The 22,484-nt window shown below is 38.7% G+C and carries 17 protein-coding genes; 3 read left to right on the forward strand and 14 right to left on the reverse strand.

The window, feature by feature from the left end:
- Window positions 1-89 precede the first annotated feature (89 nt).
- From HMPREF9449_RS04955 to recN, 3 genes are read right to left on the reverse strand one after another with little or no spacing between them, the layout of a single operon-like run.
- Window positions 90-668, reverse strand: a complete 579-nt coding sequence (locus HMPREF9449_RS04955) for a 3'-5' exonuclease (protein ID WP_009136143.1) — start codon at window positions 666-668, stop codon at window positions 90-92.
- Between the two features lie 36 nt (window positions 669-704).
- A complete protein-coding gene (locus HMPREF9449_RS04960) occupies window positions 705-1,538 on the reverse strand; it encodes an enoyl-ACP reductase FabI (protein ID WP_009136144.1) in 834 nt (277 codons plus the stop codon).
- Window positions 1,539-1,547: 9 nt separating this feature from the next.
- Window positions 1,548-3,320 carry a DNA repair protein RecN gene (recN, locus tag HMPREF9449_RS04965; RefSeq protein ID WP_009136145.1) on the reverse strand — a complete coding sequence of 591 codons (1,773 nt, stop codon included), beginning with the start codon at window positions 3,318-3,320 and terminating at the stop codon, window positions 1,548-1,550.
- A gap of 98 nt (window positions 3,321-3,418) precedes the next feature.
- On the opposite strand from recN, the gene nusB reads away from it, so the two are divergent.
- On the forward strand, window positions 3,419-4,366 hold the full coding sequence (gene nusB, locus HMPREF9449_RS04970) for a transcription antitermination factor NusB (protein ID WP_009136146.1): 948 nt from the start codon (window positions 3,419-3,421) through the stop codon (window positions 4,364-4,366).
- Window positions 4,367-4,546: 180 nt separating this feature from the next.
- Here the strand turns inward: nusB and HMPREF9449_RS04975 are convergent, their stop codons facing one another.
- From HMPREF9449_RS04975 to rimO, 10 genes are all read right to left on the reverse strand, one after another.
- Window positions 4,547-5,110: an LOG family protein gene (locus HMPREF9449_RS04975; RefSeq protein ID WP_009136147.1), complete on the reverse strand. Its 564-nt coding sequence runs from the start codon at window positions 5,108-5,110 to the stop codon at window positions 4,547-4,549.
- A 60-nt stretch (window positions 5,111-5,170) separates the two neighbouring features.
- A complete protein-coding gene (gene gyrB, locus HMPREF9449_RS04980) occupies window positions 5,171-7,135 on the reverse strand; it encodes a DNA topoisomerase (ATP-hydrolyzing) subunit B (protein ID WP_009136148.1) in 1,965 nt (654 codons plus the stop codon).
- Between the two features lie 328 nt (window positions 7,136-7,463).
- Window positions 7,464-8,903: a hypothetical protein gene (locus HMPREF9449_RS04985; protein WP_009136149.1), complete on the reverse strand. Its 1,440-nt coding sequence runs from the start codon at window positions 8,901-8,903 to the stop codon at window positions 7,464-7,466.
- Between the two features lie 37 nt (window positions 8,904-8,940).
- Window positions 8,941-10,041 carry a hypothetical protein gene (locus HMPREF9449_RS04990; protein ID WP_009136150.1) on the reverse strand — a complete coding sequence of 367 codons (1,101 nt, stop codon included), beginning with the start codon at window positions 10,039-10,041 and terminating at the stop codon, window positions 8,941-8,943.
- Window positions 10,007-10,570 carry a hypothetical protein gene (locus HMPREF9449_RS04995; RefSeq protein ID WP_009136151.1) on the reverse strand — a complete coding sequence of 188 codons (564 nt, stop codon included), beginning with the start codon at window positions 10,568-10,570 and terminating at the stop codon, window positions 10,007-10,009. The genes HMPREF9449_RS04990 and HMPREF9449_RS04995 overlap by 35 nt, the downstream gene beginning before the upstream one ends.
- 786 nt (window positions 10,571-11,356) lie before the next feature.
- Entirely contained in the window at window positions 11,357-12,232 is an 876-nt protein-coding gene (locus HMPREF9449_RS05005; protein WP_009136152.1) for a hypothetical protein, read from the reverse strand.
- 823 nt (window positions 12,233-13,055) lie between these two features.
- A complete protein-coding gene (locus HMPREF9449_RS05010) occupies window positions 13,056-15,242 on the reverse strand; it encodes a sodium-translocating pyrophosphatase (RefSeq protein ID WP_009136153.1) in 2,187 nt (728 codons plus the stop codon).
- A 36-nt stretch (window positions 15,243-15,278) separates the two neighbouring features.
- Window positions 15,279-15,785, reverse strand: coding sequence for a ferritin-like domain-containing protein (locus HMPREF9449_RS05015; RefSeq protein ID WP_009136154.1), 507 nt, complete (start codon window positions 15,783-15,785; stop codon window positions 15,279-15,281).
- A gap of 399 nt (window positions 15,786-16,184) precedes the next feature.
- Complete coding sequence (locus HMPREF9449_RS05020; protein ID WP_009136155.1) at window positions 16,185-16,940, reverse strand: META domain-containing protein; 756 nt, start codon at window positions 16,938-16,940, stop codon at window positions 16,185-16,187.
- Between the two features lie 52 nt (window positions 16,941-16,992).
- Window positions 16,993-18,300, reverse strand: coding sequence for a 30S ribosomal protein S12 methylthiotransferase RimO (gene rimO, locus HMPREF9449_RS05025; RefSeq protein WP_009136156.1), 1,308 nt, complete (start codon window positions 18,298-18,300; stop codon window positions 16,993-16,995).
- 94 nt (window positions 18,301-18,394) lie between these two features.
- On the opposite strand from rimO, the gene HMPREF9449_RS05030 reads away from it, so the two are divergent.
- Together HMPREF9449_RS05030 and HMPREF9449_RS05035 are read left to right on the forward strand one after the other, a co-directional pair.
- Window positions 18,395-20,224, forward strand: coding sequence for a YgiQ family radical SAM protein (locus HMPREF9449_RS05030; RefSeq protein ID WP_009136157.1), 1,830 nt, complete (start codon window positions 18,395-18,397; stop codon window positions 20,222-20,224).
- Between the two features lie 87 nt (window positions 20,225-20,311).
- Window positions 20,312-21,013 (forward strand): tetratricopeptide repeat protein, encoded by a 702-nt coding sequence (locus HMPREF9449_RS05035; protein WP_009136158.1) that lies wholly within the window; start codon window positions 20,312-20,314, stop codon window positions 21,011-21,013.
- A 508-nt stretch (window positions 21,014-21,521) separates the two neighbouring features.
- Here the strand turns inward: HMPREF9449_RS05035 and HMPREF9449_RS05040 are convergent.
- Window positions 21,522-22,484 (reverse strand): BACON domain-containing protein (locus HMPREF9449_RS05040; protein ID WP_009136159.1); only part of this gene is annotated, 963 nt, incomplete at its 5' end.

The following is a 22,484-nucleotide window of genomic DNA, read 5'->3' on the forward strand; positions in this document are numbered from 1 at the left end:
GTATAACAATAGACTCAAACGAAATCCTAAGACGACTCCGTTTTATCAAAAAGAAATCAACAACACTGTTGATAAACAAGTTGAGATCCTTAAGATTTGATTATTCCCAATTCTTTTAATTTCCAAAAACATTTAGCTGTGGCCTCTACATCGGCCAATGCATTATGGGCATCTTCAAAGCCTGTTCCAAATAAAATCCGATGTAGTTCCGAAAGCTTCGGTGCTTTAAATCCTTTTTTTCCGGGCAACTTGCAATAATCCACCGAACTTTTCATCGTACAATATTTAGGCTTTAAAAATAAAGAAGTCATCATACGTAAGCGTTCAAATTCAGCCCCAACAATACATTCGTCAAAACTGATATTATGCCCGACAAGCATCTGAGCTTTATCTATTTCCGCTGAAAACTCTTCTAAAACCTCCTGTAGGGATTCTCCTTTTTCCAATGCTACCTGCGTTGTGATACCGTGTATACGGGCCGCTTCTACCGGAATGGTGTAACCTTCCGGCCGGATAATAGCATTCCGTTTACTTATTATATGTTTTTCTGTATCGTATACTATCCACGCTAACTGTACCAATCGCGGCCAGTTAGCAACATCTGTTATCGGAGCATTCCAACGCAAAGGCAAACCGGTGGTCTCCGTATCAAAAAAAAGATAAGACATCGCTTTTGTTTTAATGTTCAAAATGTTCAGATGTATTTAGTCTTTTTCCGTATCGAAGCTTTTATTGTACTGATGCATGGCTCTATAACTCATCCCCATGCTGGAAAAACCACCATCATGATATAAATTCTGCATGGTAATTTTTCGTGTCAGATCGGAAAATAAACAAATACAGTAACCTGCACATTCCTCCGCCGTAGCATTTCCCAGCGGAGACATACGATCGGCAAAATCCACCAGAGAATCGAAACCTTTAATTCCGCTTCCGGCTGTAGTCATCGTCGGAGACTGGGAAATGGTATTGATCCTGATCTTTTTCTCTCTTCCATAAATGTAACCAAAACTGCGGGCAATAGATTCCAACATCGCTTTTGCATCAGCCATATCATTATATTCATACATCGTACGCTGAGCTGCCACATAAGACAAAGCAACGACAGAACCCCACTCATTTATAGCATCCAGTTTTTTAGCACATTGTAATACTTTATGAAACGAAATAGCAGAAATATCAAGGGTCTTCTGCAAAAAATCATAATCCAAATCGTCATAGGACCGCTTTTTTCTGACATTCAAGGACATTGCCACTGAATGCAGGATAAAATCGATCTTTCCGCCAAAATGCCGCATCGATTCTTTTAAAAGATGATTCAGATCCTCGACATTCGTTGCATCCGCAGGAATAAGGGGAATATGATTTTTCTCAGCAAAAGCTTCCACTTTCCCCATCCGTATGGAGAGAGGTGTATTCGTCAATACAATCTGAGCTCCTTCCTCCAAACATTTCTCTGCAACTTTCCAGGCAATCGACATCTCATTCAATGCCCCAAATATAATTCCTTTTTTCCCTTTCAATAAATTGTATGCCATACTCTTTGTTTACTTATTTTCAAATTTTAGTAGATTTCTCGCTGTTTCCAGTGCTGCCGGGGTAATTTCACTTCCACTGATCATTCCGGCAATTTCGTTCACTCGCTCTGAAGGAGATAATTTTCGAATTCTGGAAATCGTATTTACTGGATTATCTTCTTTATATACTTTAAAATGGTCTTTTCCAGCAGCAGCAATTTGAGGTAAATGAGAAATACAGATCACTTGCATACGCTGAGCCATCTCCTGCATCATTTGAGCCATTCTATGGGCAATTTCTCCCGATAAACCCGTATCTATTTCATCAAAAACAATTACAGGAAGTTGCCGGGTTTTTGATAATACATATTTCAAAGAAAGCATCACCCGGGAAATTTCTCCTCCCGAAGCCACTTTCGCAATTTCTCCAGGCTGTTGATTTTTATTGGCGGCAAAAAGAAAGCTTACCTCGTCCTTCCCATTTCCCAGAAATTCCTCCGCTTCCCGTATAGCCACCTCAAATCTGGCATGCTTAATTCCCAAATCCTGTAATAAACATTCCATTTCTTTACAAAGCGGAAGCTGAGCAGCTACTCTTGCAGCATGTAAATGTGCTGCCGCTTTTTGCAGGTGGCTTTCAATCCCTTCTATTTTCTTTTCCAGTTGTTCAATTTTGTCTGTATATTCCTGTATTCCAGATAATTGTGCAGATATCTGCCCTTTTATTTGAATCAACTCCTCTACTGTTTCCACCTTATACTTAAATAAAAGATCATATATCACATTCAAACGGGCATTTATCAGTTCTATACGTTCCGGATTGAATGCTGTATTTTCGGCTCTTTTTTCCGCTTCCTCCGCCAAATCCCCTAATTCCAAAATAACAGAATTCAAACGATCTTCATATTCGGTAGCTTCTTTTACAACCGAACGTAAGGAAGCAAAAATATGTTTGCAATTTTTCAAAACCGAGAGAACAGCATTATTTTCGGTATCTCTCAATTGATACGTCAATTGACTGAATCCGGTTTTAATCGTTTCAGCATTTGTCAGCAAAGCCAATTCTTCCTCCAATTCTTCTTTCTCTCCTTTTTTCAATTTGGCACTTTCGAGCTGGCTTAAACGATATTTCAAATATTCTTCTTCCTGTGCTGCTTCAACAGCCTTTCCCTTCAATTCCTTCAACTCACGTAATCCGGCACGACGATCTTCATAATATTTCCGATAGACCGCAACTTCCTCCGTATTCCCACAAAACGCATCCAATATATCGATCTGATATTCCGGTTGACCCAATAACAAAGATTGATGCTGAGAATGAATGTCGACAAGGTAATCTCCGAATTCTTTCAGTATTTTATTACTCACAGGCGTATCGTTGATAAATCCCCGGGATCTTCCCTCTGCAGTAATTTCTCTCCGAACCACCACACTTTCTGAGTAATCCAGTTCATTCTCCTGAAACCAATCGGCTAAAGAATATCCCTTTATGTTGTATAGGATTTCGACAATACATTTCTTCGCTTTATTCATCAATACCGAAATATCCGCACGTTGACCTAATGTCAATCCAATCGCCCCCAATAAAATGGATTTTCCCGCGCCAGTCTCCCCTGTAATCACAGATAGACCCGATTGCATTTCTATTTCGGTCTGCTCAATTAATGCATAATTATATATACCGATGCTTTCTATCATAATGTTTTCGTCAAATTCGTATGCCTGTTTCATCTTCCTTCCCCGATTCTCCCCTTTTCCAATTCCTCTTGATTCAGGAATGTATACACTCCCGATCTTTCCCATATTCTTTGCAAAGATATAATTTTCAATTTTCAATTCCTGCTTTTCAATTAATTTACTACTTTTGCGGCGTCAAAATAAATAAATAGTTCTTCATAAAAATGACAAGCAGAAGATTAATCCGGATTAAAGTATTACAACTTCTTTACGCTTATTCAAAAAAAGAAGGGGTATCACAAGCAGAAACCGAACGGGACTTATTGAAAAGTATAGAAAAAAGTACGGACCTTTATTATCAGATTCTTCTGCTATTGACGGAACTCCGGCATAAAGCTTTTTTAAAAATAGATGCAGCTAAAAATAAACATTTTACTACAGAAGCCGATCTGCATCCCAATACCCGCTTTATCGACAATCCGGTTTTTTCGATGTTGTCCGGAAATAGAAAATTCAAATCCTATCTACTCAATCATCCTATTAGTTGGAATGATAATCTGGAATTAATCCAATTTCTTTATCAAAGGATCATGGAACATCCGATTTATAAAGAATATATGGACCGGAAAGAAGTGAACTTTGAAGATCACAAACGTTTTATACTGGATATTTTTACGGAAATTATCACCCAAAATGATATTTTTTTTCAAACGCTGGAAGATATCAATATTTATTGGAATGATGACTTTGAACTGGTGTTGGGGGTGGTGTATAAAACCCTGAAAAATCTCAAAGAAGGGAATACGGAAGAGGATAATATCTTTTACGCTATTTACAATGAAGCAGAAGACCTGGATTTTGCTAAAACATTGCTGCGTAAAACGATTCTGGAACAAGACGAGAACATTAAAATCATCGATAAATATATTCTGAACTGGGAAATTGAACGTATATCCGATATGGATAAATTAATCATGTCCCTGGCTTTGTCCGAATTAAAACATTTCCCCGCTATTCCAATTAAGGTTACGCTGGACGAGTATATCGAAATTACAAAAGCTTATAGTTCTCCTAAAAGCGGTTCCTTTGTCAATGGCGTATTGGATAAAGCTGTTGACCAATTAAAAGAAAACCAACAAATCCGGAAAACAGGAAGAGGTTTAATGGAATAACAAAGGGGGATTTACATCCCCCTTTGACTAAACTAAACTAAAACTAATTCAAAATTCCATTGTAATCTCTACAAGGGTTATTTTTAAATGTGCATTGCACATACTCGACCACATGCAACAATCTTTACTGTTATCGAGGTAAAGATATTAAAAAAAAATTTATTTCAAAATAAATTTGATTCAATATTTTGAATCTATACACAAATCTTTTTCCTCCTTCAGATAAGGAAAAACCTCCGGAACAGTCCTGGCAATTTTATACAATTTTTCATAAACCGGAGCAATAAACCCTCCCCGTGTAGATTCCTGGATAAAAGAAAAGAAGGAATCATAAAACCCCTCGATATTCAAAAATATCACTGGTTTATTATGTATTCCCAATTGCTTCAACGTGATGACTTCCGTAATTTCCTCCAAAGTTCCCCATCCTCCAGGCATAGCCAGAAAAGCATCTGCAGTCTCCCGCATTTTCTGTTTTCTTTCTTTCATATCCGATGTAATGACCAACTCGGTTAATCCTGTAGCAGCTATTCCTTTTTCCTGTATGCAAGCAGGAATAATCCCCTTTACCTTCCCTCCCGCTCTTAAAGCAGCCTGCGCCACTTCTCTCATCAATCCACAGTTTGTCCCTCCATATACCACTTCACACGAATGCCGGGCAATTTCTTCTCCCAACAAACGGGCCTGTTCATAAAATACAGGAGCCAATAGATCGGAAGAAGCACAAAAAACGCAAATATTCATTCGGAGATAAATTATAATTTTGAGTCTGCCTGATCTGGCAAACTCAAAATATAGTAAAATTTAGGTATCAATAGTGGCGTAAGTAGCATTCTGTTCTATAAACTGTCTTCTGGGCGGAACATCATCCCCCATCAACATAGAAAAAATCCGGTCCGCTTCTGCCGCATTCTCAATAGATACCTGCCGCAAAGTCCGCCCCTCTGGTGCCATCGTCGTCTCCCACAATTGTTCCGGATTCATTTCTCCCAAACCTTTGTAGCGCTGAATATGCAAACTACTTTCTTTTCCTCCGCCCCACTCTTGAATCAAACGCAGCCGTTCCTCCTCATTCCAACAATATCTTTGCTCTTTTCCTTTCTTTACCAGATACAAAGGCGGCGTGGCAATATATAAATACCCCTGCTCGATAACCGACTTCATATGACGGAAAAATAAGGTCATAATCAAAGTTGCAATATGGGCCCCATCCACATCGGCATCCGACATTATGATGATTTTATGATAACGTATCTTATCCAGATTGACCCCCATACTATCTTCTTCCGTTCCGGGAGTAATGCCTAAAGCTTTAAAAATCATTACAATTTCATCACTTTCATATACCCGGTGACGCATAGCTTTCTCTACATTGAGAATTTTTCCTCTCAACGGTAAAATAGCCTGAAACTGACGATCCCGTCCCTGTTTAGCAGAACCACCTGCTGAATCTCCCTCGACCAAGAATATTTCACAATTAGCCGGATCATTATCCGCACAATCAGCTAATTTCCCAGGTAAGCCAGAACCGGAAAGGACAGATTTACGCTGTACTAAATCCCTGGCCTTACGAGCCGCGTGCCGGGCTGTCGCTGCCAATATCACCTTGTCGACAATCGCTTTGGCATCTTTGGGATGCTCTTCCAAATAATTAGCTAATGCAGCACTAACCGCCTGAGAAACAGCTGCTCCAACTTCAGTATTACCTAATTTTGTTTTGGTCTGCCCTTCAAACTGAGGCTCTTGAACCTTTACAGAAATAACAGCAGTTAAACCTTCCCGAAAATCATCCCCACTGATGTCAAATTTCAATTTGGATAACATACCGGTCGTATCCGCATAATTCTTCAACGTCTGAGTCAACCCCCGGCGGAAACCGGCTAAATGAGTACCTCCTTCTTTCGTATTGATGTTGTTTACATAGGAAAAAACATTTTCCGTAAAAGAAGTATTATAATGTAAAGCCACCTCTATCGGAATTCCATTCTTTTCCGTATTGATATCAATTGTGTTCTCGATTAATTTCTCCCGACTGGCATCGATAAATTCTACAAATTCTTTTAAACCATATTCAGAATAAAATACTTCATGCCGGGGCTGATTTGTCTCCGGGTCTACTTCCCTCTTATCGGTCAACGATAAACGGATCCCCTTATTCAAATAGGCCAATTCACGTAAACGGGTCGCCAGTGTGTCGTACTTGAATTCTGTTACATAAAAGATCGAAGCATCTGGCTTAAAGGTAATAGTCGTTCCAGTACGGTCGGTTTCTCCCATAATCTCGACATCCCCTTGGGGACATCCTTTACAAAATTCTTGCCGCCAAATTTTTCCTTCCCGATAAATTTCTGCTACCAGTTTATCTGAAAGAGCATTCACACAGGAAACACCAACTCCGTGCAATCCTCCGGATACTTTATAAGAATCTTTGTTAAATTTTCCTCCGGCATGTAATACGGTCAGCACAACCTCCAAAGCAGATTTATTTTCTTTAGCATGCTGAGCTGTCGGTATTCCGCGCCCATTATCCCGGACAGTAATGGAATTATCCTCATTAATACATACCTGTATGTGATTACAATAGCCCGCCAACGCCTCATCAATAGAGTTATCCACCACCTCATATACCAAATGATGCAAACCATCGGTATTTACATCTCCAATGTACATAGAAGGACGTTTTCTTACGGCTTCCAAACCTTCCAATACCTGAATGCTATCCGCAGAATATTCTTCCTGTTCCAATTTCACTTTTTCTTCTTCGCTCATATAATTAGATTAATTATTTTCTTCGTGATTTTAAAACCGTTTTTCCAAAAACATACAAATATAATCATTTTTCCCCGAAAAAACAGTTTTTCGAAGCACAAAATCCACCTTAAAAAGGTTGGGACAAGCCCTTTTTTTCAAGCCGTTCTTTTAGTTAGTTTCTCTAAGATAAAGGCAGGTTTCTTTCCACTTTTCATCCATAAAAAATCTGAGGAATTTCTACTCTCCGGATCCTGTATCCGCTTGGTAAAAATTCCTCAGAAATGGTCGTATACCCCCGGTTATTAGCTTTTCTCTCCCTTATTCCGGTTCTTCGGCTCTTTCCGTCTCAACGTACCTCATCCTTAAACTCAATTATTCCCGGCGTCGTCCCTTTATATTGAGGCATCTCCATACCGACAGAAGCATTTATATAGGTAGGATCACATACGACATAACGGTGCCCCTTGTGAGTAAATGCGTCCCCCTCTACAGCAACGTCTCCGAAACAGACGGCAGTTGCAATATGCCCCGGATAATCCAAACCCACGACCTCTAAACCCGTTAAATTCCGAACCAAACGCGCAAAAAAAGCAGCTCTGTCTTCACAATCACAAAAAGGATAAGCTAAAATTTCTTCCGGATAAAAATATTTTTCTCTTCCGAACTGCTCTTCATCCGTCTGATAGTCAAAAGAAGTTTGAACAAAATTCAATAAAATACCCACAAATTCCGGTAAAGAACATTTCGTGCGAATATCCCCGAAATATTTCACGATATACTCCTCCGTCTTTTGAGGCAGAGCCGTCGCAAAATAAACAGGAAGATCTGTCAGAGGCATATCACTGTAAAAAGCAATATTGGCTGTATTATAAGGCAGAGCCATCTGCATGTCGGGAAATTTTTTCAATTTTAGCTCTCTCATCTTCCAGGCATCTCCAATATTCAAAGGAAGCGAAAGATTGAGATCTACTTCTTTTAATCCCTTGTCAGTTGCATTTTTCCCATAAGTATAGAGCCTGTCAAGTTTGTCTTTTCCAATATAATAATATTTTTTACCGTCTAATGTAAAATAAGATAACTCGTATATCTTCGTAGAAAAAGCCATTAATAAACATAATTTATCCTGAGAACGTCCGATCTTTACGTCTAATCCCTGTTGACGAAGCAAAAAGAAACAAAACAATATACGATCATTTTCATTCTCAAACAATTTTTGTGCAACAGCTTCTACCAAACGATATACTCCCCAGTCGTTTAACCCAAACGCCTGGGCTTGCTCCTGTAATACGTTCAAAAAGTCTTCGTAAGGTGTTGCACTCATTTTTTCCCAATATGCAGCAATCTGCTCTTCTGAATACCCTTCTCCTCCGATTTTCATTTTGGCCGAAAAGGGTATCTCTAAAGTAACACCGTAGAATGAAAATGTCAATTTTTCAGGTAAAACACTGGGTTTGCTCGGCCTCACAACAACCGGTTTGATTTCAGGCAAAGCAGGTAAAGGATTATCTATTACGGGACCTGTAATAGGACGAAGATTAGTGTCTGGAACAAAAGGCGGGCGTTTCGGTTTCGGTTCCTCTGGAAGGGATTCCCCCTTAAAGCTTTCAAACTGCTGCCACTCCCGTTTTAAAAAATCAGCAAACTCCCTATTCCTTTCACTTATATAATTGTGATACTCCTGTGCCCTTTGTTTTTTAAATTGTTCAAATTCATCTTTCAGATTTCCCTGGGCAAACAAAGACAAGGCCCCCGAAACGAAAGTCAACAGTATTACTAATTTTTTCATCTTTTTCCGAATTTCACGAACAATAAAATAAGTATTCTCAATTCTTTATTTTTATATGCCAACCCGCCTGAAGTAAATTTCCTTGAATTCCCATATTTCCCAATCGGATACTCACTTTTTCTTTTATCAATTCCCGCTTTAGTTCCCGCTGCATATCCTGGAAACTCTCACTCATTTTCTTCAAATAAACCGTAGGAAAGGTATATAACGTTATTTCATTTAACAACGTCTCGGTAAAAGCCCCCCAAAAAGAATCCGTCATCTTACAGGCATTTCCCGTGTATTCACCGGTATATCCATCGTCCTTGTACCAATATCTCCCATAGGGAATAAGCTGGGAGCTATCATTAATTGTTGTGAGAATCTGACGGTAATTCCGATTTCCTTTACATGAATAAGTAGTCGCCTTTATCTTTTCAAACCCTTCCGCAGCAAAATCCAAAAACAGTTTCATTTCCCGCTCTTCCTTCAATTCCTTATTTTCAACTATCATAAATTCTGCCGAAGCCGAAAAACGGATTCCTCTTTTCTCGCCTTTGCTAACAGTAATCGTCACAAATACTTCTCCAAAACGGGAAGTATACTCGTCAACAATCTCATAATACAGAGAATCGGAATGAAATGTACAAGTAGCCAACACCAGCATTTTACTGTACTCCCGATCAAAAGAAAACCGTCTTTTTACAGCAGTCAGATAGTCGAATATTACTTTTATCTCTACTCCTTGCTGCAATCCGTACATAAATAATGCCCGCTGTATCGCTTGCTCCTTTGCAATTTCAGGCTGGAGACAAGGATCAGATACCCCTATAAATCTTTCCCCCTTCGGTTCAAATACCCAAAAAGGTAAGGTATCCCGGCACCCACTCCTCCACTCATAGGTTTTGACATAAGTACCCTCCGACTGCCCCCAAACGGGTAATAAAAAAATAAAACAAAATAAGATAAGAAGCAATCCCTTGCTCTCTAGAAAAAAATAATCCGGAAACTCCACTCTTCTCTTCCCCCTCTCGGAGAGAAAAGATTCCTCTTCCACAGAAATAACTCCTTTTCTGAAACTCCATAAAGAAACAGGAGTTTCCGGATTGGTTTCAGATTTATTTTTACTGTTCTTTAGCCAGATTTTCCATCTCTTCATCGAATACTTTTTTGAATTTTTCGTACTCGTAGTCGACTTTTAATTTATCGTCATTCGCAATGCGATTGTTCATTGCATTCATAATTTCATTTCCGGCAAGCTCAATGGCTACGTATACTTTATACTTTCCATCAGGAGATTTCATCGTTTTCTCACACAAAGTACGCGTTCCGCTTAATTTTTCTGATACAACAGTACGGGCTAAATCTTGAAAACGGCTCTTTGCTTCTTCCTGCTCTCCAACCTGATAGGAAGAACCGTAATTATCGATAACCCGTTTCATCGTACTGTTCATAGCCGTAGCCAATTCAGCCCGGGCTTCAGCTAACGCTTTCTTTTTAGCCATCATCATATCCGTAGATAAGCCCATTGCCGATGCCCTGAAATATTCTCCACTCGTCATATATTCCGGTCCGGAACAAGGTACGACTACTTCTACGTCTTCCTGAGGTTTCACTAATTGTTTCTGTCCACCACAACCAGCTGCCAAAATAGCAGACAATCCTAGAATAAAATAAATCTTTTTCATATTATCAGTTTATGTTTTATATTAGTCGCCTACTCTTAAGCTTTTCGGCTTCCGCATCTTAATTTTAGTTATTAGAATTGAAATCCTTTTTAATATAGTATGACTTTTTCCGCTTTTTGTGACAACCTATCAATAAATTTTTTTCTAAAATTTAAAAGAATAATACACAAATGTATAATATTTTTTCAATATTTATACCTATCTGAGGGTTCCTCTTATCATCCCATCCCTTACTGCTTCTTTAAAACAAGACTTTCATTCCTCTATTGATCGAATAATTGCTAGATATAGAGTATTCTCCTCTATTTTTCTCATAATTTATTTTTGAGAGTTGAGATAGATAAAATTATCTAAAGGGAATCATTTACCTCTCTATAATTACCATCCTCCACTTTATTATTTATGGGTAACTGATCGAAAATAATTCCACCACAATTCTTTAGCCAGTGAAGTTTCGGCTCCGGAATTGCTCCTGATGCTGAATGACACCAATGGCTTATATGCATTTGATCCAAGGATATCCCCCGCAAACAATACAGTAGACAGTCTTTTTCTAATAATTTTTATGCTACTTGAATATAATGGGGTCCGGGTAATTTCAGAGAGCAGAATACACAACACCGTAATTATTATACTCTTGTTCATAAAAATAATTCAATTATTGCTTTCCTTTTTGCATATTCTTCTTATAAAGACACAGAAGACTGCCTAAAATACTCTTTTAAGCAGTCTCTTTATACAGATAAGGAAACTTATTTCTTTTCTGTCACATCACTTTTTCTCCTTTTATTTTAATACGGTTCCCATTGTCTTCCATAATCCGCCTGCTTGTTTTCCAGAAATGACAATTAATTTCCGACCTTCCTGGTTGGCTTCTAAGATTTCTTTTCCTCCCTTTGTTACCTTACACAGAGTCATATCCTCGCTTTGTACTTCATCCGCTTTTAACGTTCCGATATTGGTTAAAATTTTCTTACCGGCCACGTCTTTTTCCACTTTTACATCAAATAACTGCCCTTTTTGTATGCCTACAGCAGAACCACAATTTACATATACGGTTACGGCCCCTTTCTTCTTATCTGATTGCTCTATGGTCACAATGGTAGATTCTAATTTAAAATGATCATTTACAAACTTCTGCATAGATGTCTTGATATAACCCAAAGTAGCTGTAATAGCAGCTTCCCGGCTATCTCCTGTCTTGGCATTCAATCCCGAATAATCAAATTGCTTACTTACTTTAATGGATCCATCCGCTATATTGGTTACTTTTACCGTGAATGAAATAATACCGTCGTAATATACACTACCGTTATCCAAGGTTTTTCGAACCGCATCCATATTTGCTACATGAGCCGTCAATAAATAATTTGCCCCCATCGTCTTCATCTGAGCCGTACGAGCCGTCTCATCCGCCATGGCCCCTTCGGAAGAACGTCTCTCTGCCTCTATTTTTAAATTGGCTTCTGCATCTACATCCACAACAGACAAACGTCCGGTCTCAGCAATTCCACCAATAATAGCATTCCGAAGTTGTTCGGGATAGGAACTTCCAATCTTAGAAGTATAAGAAAAATAATCCACTAATAAAACCTCTTTTTCCTGAGCAAAACCACCTATAACCCAACATAAACAAATTGTAAATAACACCAGTCTTTTCATCATTTCTGTTTTTTATTGTTACTAAATAAGGAATTGTATACTTTTATATTCTTGAATTCGAAATTACAGCATCTATGATCATAATTTCGATGATATTTAATTAACATATATGTTTATATCCAACATAAACGATCGATTAAATAGGAATTATGTATATAATTTATTCTTTTAGAAAATTATTTTAACATTATGAGAATAAAGTTTTTGAAACTACAAATTATTGTTTAATTTTGTTGCTGAAAATTTAAATGCCGACTTATTTAATCGATCCTTTTTTTAAATCACAACTAATTCTTCATCAACTAATTACAAAGGAATATTCCTTTTGTTTTTTCTTATAATTGTCTGATAATCAATAAAATTTGGAGTAAGGTAGTTTGTTATAAAGTATTAATTATTATAAAATTAATAAGAAGGTCCGATCAGATTTACTGCCGTTTTACACAGTAGGGCACGTCCCTAATGTGTAATTTCTAGAGGCCTAAAAAATTTAGAGGAAGAGGGATTATCTGAGTGTTTACTGTTTTAGCAAAAAAGGTCCGTCCCTCTGGATAATAAATAATTAGATATACAATCGGGTATTTTTTCTTTTCTCTTTCATCAACAAGAGATTTTGTTTGGGCTTTTATCTTTGACCGGTCTGATAGATTATAAGGGATGCTTTCTCTAGAAAGGCTACTGAAAAGTTAAAAAAAGAAGTAAAAAAAGAATGTATTCTTCTTGGGGAAAAGTTTTAAAATAAAAAGGAGGTTGTCCGGCAAGATCATAATTTTGTTTTTGGACAACCTCTTTTTGAATAAATATGTCTAATACCCGCCTTTGATTAGTGAATCAGACTAATTGTACAAGTAACACCTGCCATAACAATAGCAACCATACTCATCAGTTTGATCAGAATATTCAAACTCGGACCGGAAGTATCTTTAAAAGGATCTCCGACTGTATCTCCGATTACGGTAGCTTTATGACATTCCGACCCTTTTCCTCCTAAATTTCCTTCTTCCACATATTTTTTGGCATTATCCCACGCCCCACCGGAATTCGCCATAAAAATAGCCAATACAAAACCGGAACCTAATCCGCCAGCCAACAAGCCCATTACACCAGCCACTCCGAAAATTAAACCGACTACGATCGGAATGACGATAGCTAACAAGGAAGGGAATAGCATCTCTTTTTGAGCTCCACGGGTAGAAATCTCTACACAACGGGCATAATCCGGCTCAGCCTTGCCTTCCATTATTCCTTTGATTTCCCGGAATTGCCGTCTCACTTCGTTCACCATTTTCTGAGCCGCACGGCCGACGGCATTCATTGTCAGTCCACAAAACAAAAAGGCCATCATAGAACCGATAAATACTCCCGCTAAAACTTTAGGATTCATTAAATTGACATCATAATAGGTCATCATATCCTTTAAAGTAGCAGAAGTTGTCTGTATGATATCTCCTCCTATAGTTAAAGTTGTCTCTCCTAAACGTACTAAACCTATTTTAATTTCCTCGATGTAAGATGCTAAAAGAGCCAAACCGGTCAGAGCCGCCGAACCGATAGCAAAACCTTTGCCGGTAGCCGCTGTCGTATTCCCCAAAGCATCCAAAGCGTCTGTCCGTTGACGCACTTCTTTTCCCAGCTCACTCATTTCTGCATTCCCCCCGGCATTATCAGCAATAGGTCCATAAGCATCCGTAGCTAACGTGATTCCCAAGGTGGAAAGCATCCCGACAGCAGCAATTCCTACACCGTATAATCCCATTGACATATTTGCCATATTAAATCTGGCAGCAAAAATATAAGCAAGAATAATTCCGATTACAATGGTTATTACCGGAATCGCTGTAGAAATCATCCCCGTCCCTATCCCTTTAATAATAACAGTAGCAGGACCCGTTTCTGAACTCTTGGCTATATCTTGCGTCGGTTTGTAAGCATGAGAAGTATAATGTTCGGTTGCCTTACCGATTACGATTCCTGTCAACAAACCCACAATAACAGACCCACAAATCCAATAGCTTAATCCTAATAAATAAATGACCAAAAAACTAGCTCCGATAATCAATAGGGAACTGGCATTAATTCCTCTATCCAAAGCCCGCAATAATTGTAGTTGAGAAGCCCCTTCTTTCGTTTTTACTAAAAATATCCCGAATAAAGAAAGAATTACTCCAAAAGCAGCAATCAACATCGGAGCTAAAATCGCATTGAATTGTTGATCCGGAAAAGCCGCATAAGCTGCCGCTCCCAAAGCTGCAGTTGCCAACACAGAACCACAGTAAGATTCATACAAGTCAGCTCCCATTCCAGCCACATCTCCGACATTGTCACCTACATTGTCTGCAATGGTAGCCGGATTTCTCGGATCATCTTCCGGTATACCGGCTTCTACTTTCCCTACTAAATCAGCCCCCACGTCAGCAGCTTTTGTAAATATTCCACCTCCGACACGAGCAAATAAAGCCTGAGTAGAAGCCCCCATCCCAAATGTAAGCATAGTCGTTGTAATCATAATCGCTTTCTGACTCGCATCCGCTTCCTCCACAAAATAATCCAACACTAACCACCAAAGGGAAATGTCCAACAAAGCTAAACCTACTACAACCAATCCCATTACCGCTCCGGACCGAAAAGCTATTTTTAATCCGTCGTTCATACTTCTACGGGCAGCATTCGCCGTACGGGCAGAAGCGTAAGTAGCCGTTTTCATCCCGATAAACCCGGCTAAACCGGAGAAAAAACCTCCCGTTAAAAATGCAAACCAGACCCATTCGTTTTGCAAACCCGGTCCATAGGCCATCCATGCAAAGAAGATACAAAGGATCAAAAAGACGATCCCTACAATTTTATATTGCTGCCTTAAGTACGCCATTGCCCCTTTGCGCACATGAGAAGCTATACGCTTCATGGTATCTGTACCTTCCGATTCCTTCATCATGCCACGGAAAAACAACCAGGCAAAAAACAAGGCAATTAAAGAACAAACCGGTACAATCCAAAATAAATTGTTCTGCATAACCGATATATTTTAAATTAATATATTTAAATTTTTTTATTCAGCAGCAGGCGTTCCGATAGCAACACTTTTGCTCCGCTCTACCGACTGCAAGGCCAGATAATGATCGCCGAATTTTTGCAAATTTTCCATTTCCGTATCAAATTGATCCTGATGAACTTCTTCCTCTGCTGTCAAAGCTTCAAATAATTTTTTAGAAACAGAATCTGAAGCTGCAGCACATTCATTGGCCCACTTATTATAATCGTCTACACTTTGAATTTCCATTTTTACCGCCAACTCTAACATTTCCCTTGCATCATGAATTTTTTTCACCTCACCTGCCACCTGCATCTCTACTTCCCCTTTCAAAAAAAGGATACGCTCCGATAATTGCTCTACATGCATCATTTCCTGGATAGCTGTCCGGCGAAAAAGTCCGGAAAGCAAATCATATCCTAAATCGTCACATACAAAATGGAAATACATATACTGATGTACAGCCAGTAATTCATCATTTACAGCTCTGTTCAATAGCTCAATACTTTTTTCTCTTTTATTCATAGTCTCATGGTTTAATTAATTATATATCATACCTCCTCCCACGTTTCTTACGCCCTTCGGAATTTCTATTTATAACAAAATTTATTCTTCTTTATCAATATTCTGTCACAAAATTAATTTAATCCTCTTATTATCCAAGAAGTTCATAAATTATATTTAATAAAGTAAATTCCTCTATCTTGCACAGTCAGTAAGTAATCCGAAAAAACGGGTATCCCGAAAATATATTCTTCTGGTTTACAATATAATGTTTCCGACTAATTTCCTCTGATTTCCCGTGATCTCTCTCGTTAAACAGAAGTTAATCTAAGAAACATTTGTCTTCTTCCCGAGGGGAAGTATTTCCCCCTTTCCAGAATATATTTCCCGGATACCCGCTTTTTAACTGCGATAACCTTACTATCTGCTTTGCTGATAAAGTAAAGTATTCCGCTGTTCAATAATCCATTTATCCCCGACCTGCCGGATATTGAAGGTATCATCATCTTCCTGATTCCAGGCATATCTCCCGTTGGGTAAATTTCTACGCTCTAAGATAGGATGTATGTCCATATTCGGCATAAATACTTCTGCTTGTAAAGAATCCGCCGAAAACACAATATAAGCGGCTAAAGATTCTGCCGTGTCTTTTACTGAAGTCAATTGTACGCCGGATTCAAAAAGACGGATACAATTTTTCCGTACTTCCGACCAGGTATAACCTGCTGCTTCATTGCAGCCCTGACGATCTTCTGAAACACCCAGCTGTTTTACTTTATCCTTCGGAATAAAAGTCATCCGGATAGTACCGGCAGAATCTTTCAATTGAAGTAAATTCGGCTCGATATGATAAGAAGCAATACGTTTTAACTCCGTTAAATATTGGTCTTCTACAGCCATATCCGGACAAAACATCATGGTAACGCCTCCTACTTTTATCTTCAGTTTATCCTTCCCTTCCACGGTATAAGTTCCGAAAAAACGGTTACAGCCAGCAAAACCATACAAAGCCGTACTATCCGTAAAAAGTAAAGTAGGCATTTTCTCCGGCTTTGAAGAGAGCCCGCTCATCTCTTTTAACTGCCATTCCTGAGCTGTAAGTTCCGCATGATCTTGTTTTTTACATCCGGTTACTAAAAAAAAGAGAACCATTGTCACAAATACTGTTGTTTTCATTTTTCCTGTTTTTATTATCATTGTATCTAAATTTATACTCCATTATTTAAAATTAGTTACATTCTTCCTCTTTTACTACTTTTCCTTCCAAATCATAATCATATGTACCACAGATTTTCACCCTATAAAATTCTCCTACCTGTAAAGGCTTATCCGATTTGACAACAACTTCCGGATCGACTTCCGGAGAATCATATTCTGTACGCCCTATAAAATATCCCTCCTCCTCCCGGTCTATTAATACCCACACCGTCTGATCTAACATATTCCGGTTTATCTCTTCTGCAATCTGTTGCTGGATCTTCATAATTTTATCAGCTCTCTTCCTCTTTATCTTTTCCGGTATATCATCCAGATAATGCCGATCACAATATGTATCTTCTTCGTGAGAATAAGGAAATACTCCCAAACGTTCAAATTTCATTTCCCGTACAAATTCACATAATTCCCGAAAATCTTCTTCCCTTTCTCCCGGATGTCCGGTCATTAAAGTGGTCCTGAGAAAGATTCCAGGCACTTCCTGGCGGATTTTCCGGATCAGGCGAATGGTCTGTTCTTTGTTTATTCCCCTCCTCATCTTTTCCAGCATCGAATCACTACAATGTTGTAAAGCGATATCCAGATATTTACATACATTTTTCCTTTCCCGCATGACAGCCAGTAATTCCAGAGGAAAACCCGCCGGATAAGCGTAATGTAATTTTATCCATTTTAATCCTTCTATATCCGCTATCCGATCAATCAGTTCCGCCAATCTGTTTTTTCCATACAAATCTGTTCCATAATAAGTCAAATCCTGTGCCATCACTAGGATTTCTTTTACTCCACTCCGAACCAGCAAACGACATTCTTCCAGAATTTCATCCATTTCCCGGGATTTATATTTTCCAGTCATAAGCGGTATAGCACAATAAGAACAAGTACGATTACATCCCTCTGCAATTTTCAGATAAGCATAATGAGAAGGAGTAGTTAATACGCGCTGATTTCGGACAGAATCGTCATATTGTTTTCCCAAATATTCCAGTATTCCCTTCCAGTCAAATTTGCCGAAATATGCATCCACTTCCGGAATCTCTGCTTCCAAATCCGCTTTATAACGCTGGGAAAGACATCCCATAACCAACACTTTCCGAAGTTTCCCCGCTTTTTTTCTCTCTATTTGTTCCAGTATAGTATGGATGGATTCTTCCTTTGCATCCCCAATAAAACCGCAAGTGTTAATCACCACGATTTCCGCTTCTTTCCCTTCCTCCGATAAAGAGGCCTTATAACCAGCTTTTTCCAACTGCTTAAGTAATAATTCCGTATCCACTAAATTTTTGGAACAACCTAAACTAATAATGTTTATATACTTCATTTTCTTCAATACACTAAATTTAATAAGAAAGGCAATATGAATGGAGTGGCAAAGGTATAAAAAAACATTATCTTTGTAAGCTTATACCTGCAGAATGAATAATGAGAATCAATTACAATGGCTTCCGACTTCTGCCAAAGAAGTAAAAGAAAGGGGCTGGGAAAGTCTCGATGTGATCCTTTTTTCCGGGGATGCCTATGTCGATCATCCTTCTTTCGGGGCCGCTGTCATCGGTCGCCAATTAGAATCTATCGGTCTGAAAGTAGCTATTGTCCCTCAACCCAATTGGCAGGATGATTGGCGGGATTTTAAGAAACTGGGACGTCCCCGTCTTTTTTTCGGAGTGAGTGCTGGTTGTATGGATTCTATGGTAAACCATTATACAGCAGCAAAACGTAAGCGTTCGAATGATGCTTATACGCCCGGAGGGAAATCCGGTTTCCGGCCGGATATGCCTACCATCGTCTATACCCGGATTTTAAAGCAATTGTATCCGGATGTACCGGTGATCATCGGAGGGATTGAAGCCTCTTTACGACGGCTCACCCATTACGATTATTGGAAAGATCGTCTACGCCCCTCTATTTTGGTAGAAAGTGGCGCAGACATGCTCGTTTATGGAATGGGAGAAAAACCGCTGACGGAACTTTGCAGGTTATTAAAAAGAGAGATTCCGTTCTCAACATTGACAAATATCCCGCAAACTTGTGTATTACGGAATAAAAATGGAAATTATGCAACGAATAAAAAATGGAAAGTCATTCATTTGTTTTCCCACGAGGAATGTCTGAAAGATAAAAAAAAACATGCCCGGAATTTTCGTTTTATTGAAGAGGAATCCAACAGCCTGGAAGCAGCAAAGTTAGTTCAAAATGTGGGAGATCTCCAAGTGATCGTAAATCCTCCCTATCCCCCTATGACAACAGCGGAAATTGACGCTGTATACGCCCTTCCCTTTACGCGGCTTCCTCATCCCCGCTACAAAGGGAAAGATATTCCTGCGTATAGTATGATCCGGCATTCCCTCACCCTTCACCGGGGATGTTTCGGCGGATGCGCTTTTTGTACGATATCGGCTCATCAAGGTAAATTTATTTCTTCCCGTTCGGAAAAATCAATTCTGCAAGAACTGAAAAAAATTACAGAAATGCCGGACTTTAAAGGAACCATCAGCGACCTAGGAGGACCGTCCGCTAATATGTATCGGATGCAAGGGAAAGATTCCTCTTTATGCACCCGCTGTAAAAGAGCATCCTGCACTTTTCCTTCGGTATGCAAAAACTTAAACACCGATCATTCTGCTCTATTGAATATATATAAGCTGGCCCGAAACCAGAAAAATATCAAACACGTTTTTATCGGATCTGGAATTCGCTATGACCTTTGTTTACATGATACCGGCAACCCTGCTGTCAATCAAAAAAATACCGAATACCTTCAAAATGTAATCCAATACCATGTTTCCGGTCATTTTAAAGTAGCTCCGGAACATGTTTCCGAACGAGTTTTACAAGTAATGCGTAAACCTTCTTTTTCCTTATTCTATCAATTAAAAAAACAATTTGACATCCTGAATCAAAAGTACGGCCAACAACAACAAATCGTACCTTATTTTATCTCTTCTCATCCGGGATGTCAACTGGAAGATATGGCCGAATTAGAAGCTATTACACGGGATCTGAATTTCAAATTAGAACAAGTACAGGATTTTACACCGACACCCATGACATTGGCGACTACTATATATTATACAGGATATCACCCCTATTCGCTAAAAAAACTACTTTCCCCCAAAACAGATATTGAAAAAAAACAACAAAATCTATTCTTTTTTTGGTATAAACCTGAAGTACGGGAAAAAATCATCTGGATGTTGAGAAAAATGAATCGGACTGATTTGATCTGGAAAATATTTAACAAATAACAAATTCAGACGGAAAATTTTATATTCTTTTCCAAATCACTAATTTTGAAATAAATTAGGACAATGAGCTTTTAAAAAGACGGAATTATGAAATACGGGATTTTTATTTTTATACTGTTCACCTTATTGTCTTGCCAGCATAAAGTGAAGCAATTGCACAAACAAGGTATGGATTATATTTTACAGGAAAAATATGAACAAGCCATTCCTCTATTTTCTAAGGCGATACAAACGGATAAAGATTGGTTGCCCGCTTATTATAACCGAGCCATTTGTTATGCCAATACCAAGCAATATCCAGAAGCATTAAAGGATTTTAATTATATTTTAGCCAATTGTCCAGCTCAAGCCGAGGCTTATTTCAACCGGGGAATCGTATACGAAAACCTGGGACTTTATTCCAACGCTATAAAAGATTATTCCCGGGCCATTCAATGCCAACCGGATTTGATAACCGCTTACCACTACAGAGGTATAGCCCGTTTTTATATGAAAGACTACGATGGAGCACTTTCCGATTATAATCAAGCTATGAATTTAGGACTTTCTGAAACCGGTCTTTATTTTAACCGGGGAGTTATTTTACAGATAAAAAAGAATTATAAAGCCGCTATACGCGATTATAGCCAGGCAATTCAAATTGATCCTTCCAATCCCAAGCTCTTTTACAACCGGGCTATTGCAAAAATGTCACTCAATCAAATGGAAGAAGCATTAAAAGATCTGGAAATTGCAGCTCGTTTGGGATATGAGAAAGCGGAAGAAACCATTCATATCTATTTTAAATAGCTGTTGCTTCCGAAATTTCAGTTTTCCCACAAAACGATCCAATGTTTCTCCTCCCCCCCGGCCACTGCTAAAGGCTCCGCAGATTGAAAAAGAAATTTCTGATCTATTTTTGAGTTCGAATCAACTATCTATTAAGCAAATAGTTATTTGCATAAATATACATGTCTGAAAAAATGACCGCTTTTACCCCAATCTTTAAGAATTTGCCAGTACCTTTTAACTGGCATAGACAATAACGGAATAGTTTTTAAGCCCAGATGCCAGAGATACCAAATGAAAAACACATGGGAAAACGGCAGAATATCTTTTTCTCTGATATTTACAGGGAAATCATTTTGATAGTATTTTAAAAAAAATGTTTCAACAAAGTGTAAACAAAAAAATTACACAGTAGGGCACGTCCCTACTGTGTAATTTGGGAATTTGCTGGATTACACTTTTCTATACCAACACAAAAAGGCTATCGCAATGCGACAGCCTTTTATGTTTACAAAAGATAAATCTAAAATTATTCAGCAACAGCTTCTACTGCAGACTGAGCAACTTCGCTTCCGTTTACAGCAGCATTTATGCTAGCAGAATTGGAAGATACTTTCGTCATGACCGGATTTTGAGCAAATGGGAAGTCTACAGTGAAATTCAGATAGCCACCCTCTGCATTTTCAATAAAGTAGCAAAATCCTAGATAAGTAGCTTTAGTACCACCTGACAAAGAAACTTCTTGTCCTACCCATTCTACTTTGTCTCCATTTAATATACCAGCCATACAAGCGCTTGTCTCAGGATTGGCCGTAGTAACATAAGAAAATTTACCACCAGTACTCGGAATTAAACCTGTTAAATGAACCGGATAAACTATTCCATCAGAGTCTGTATAGGTTCCCAAATCTTGTTCGGTATAGATAGCAACAGCATGCTGATCAGGAATATATTTCATTGTAAAGGCATACTTCGCATCGGTAGCTACTACAGATTTACCCCAACCTGCAACGGTATAACTTTCTCCAGCTACTTTCTGAGCAATTACAATCGTGTAATTTCCTTCTAAAGCACTGGAGCTTACAGTCCATGTTCCGATATAATCTTCATAAGAAATTACTTTCGGAGCAGCCTGATTCACCGTAATCTCAGCGGTTTTTTCACCCATAGTCAGGGTTACTTTAGCGGTACGGGCTTCTGCGGTATTAGCAGCAGCATTCAAGGTTACTTTCCCTTCTGCAGCTGTAGCTGTCAACCAACTTTCGCTGGAAGCAGCGGTAAATGTAGCCGTAGCTGTCACTTTTACTACTTCTTCTCCGCCTTCAGCCGTAAAATCTACCTGTGTTTTTTCAGGAGTTAATTCGTCAACCGGAGCTTCTTTACCAGCTTGGGTTACCGTTACATTGACAGTTTGTTCACCAGCCGTAAAGGTAACTTTAGCCGTACGGATTTGGGTTTCTTCATTGGCCGTAACTGTTACGGTTGCCTCAGC

Origin of the sequence: Odoribacter laneus YIT 12061, from assembly GCF_000243215.1 — a bacterium.
In the GTDB taxonomy this organism is placed as follows: Bacteria; Bacteroidota; Bacteroidia; order Bacteroidales; family Marinifilaceae; genus Culturomica; species Culturomica lanea.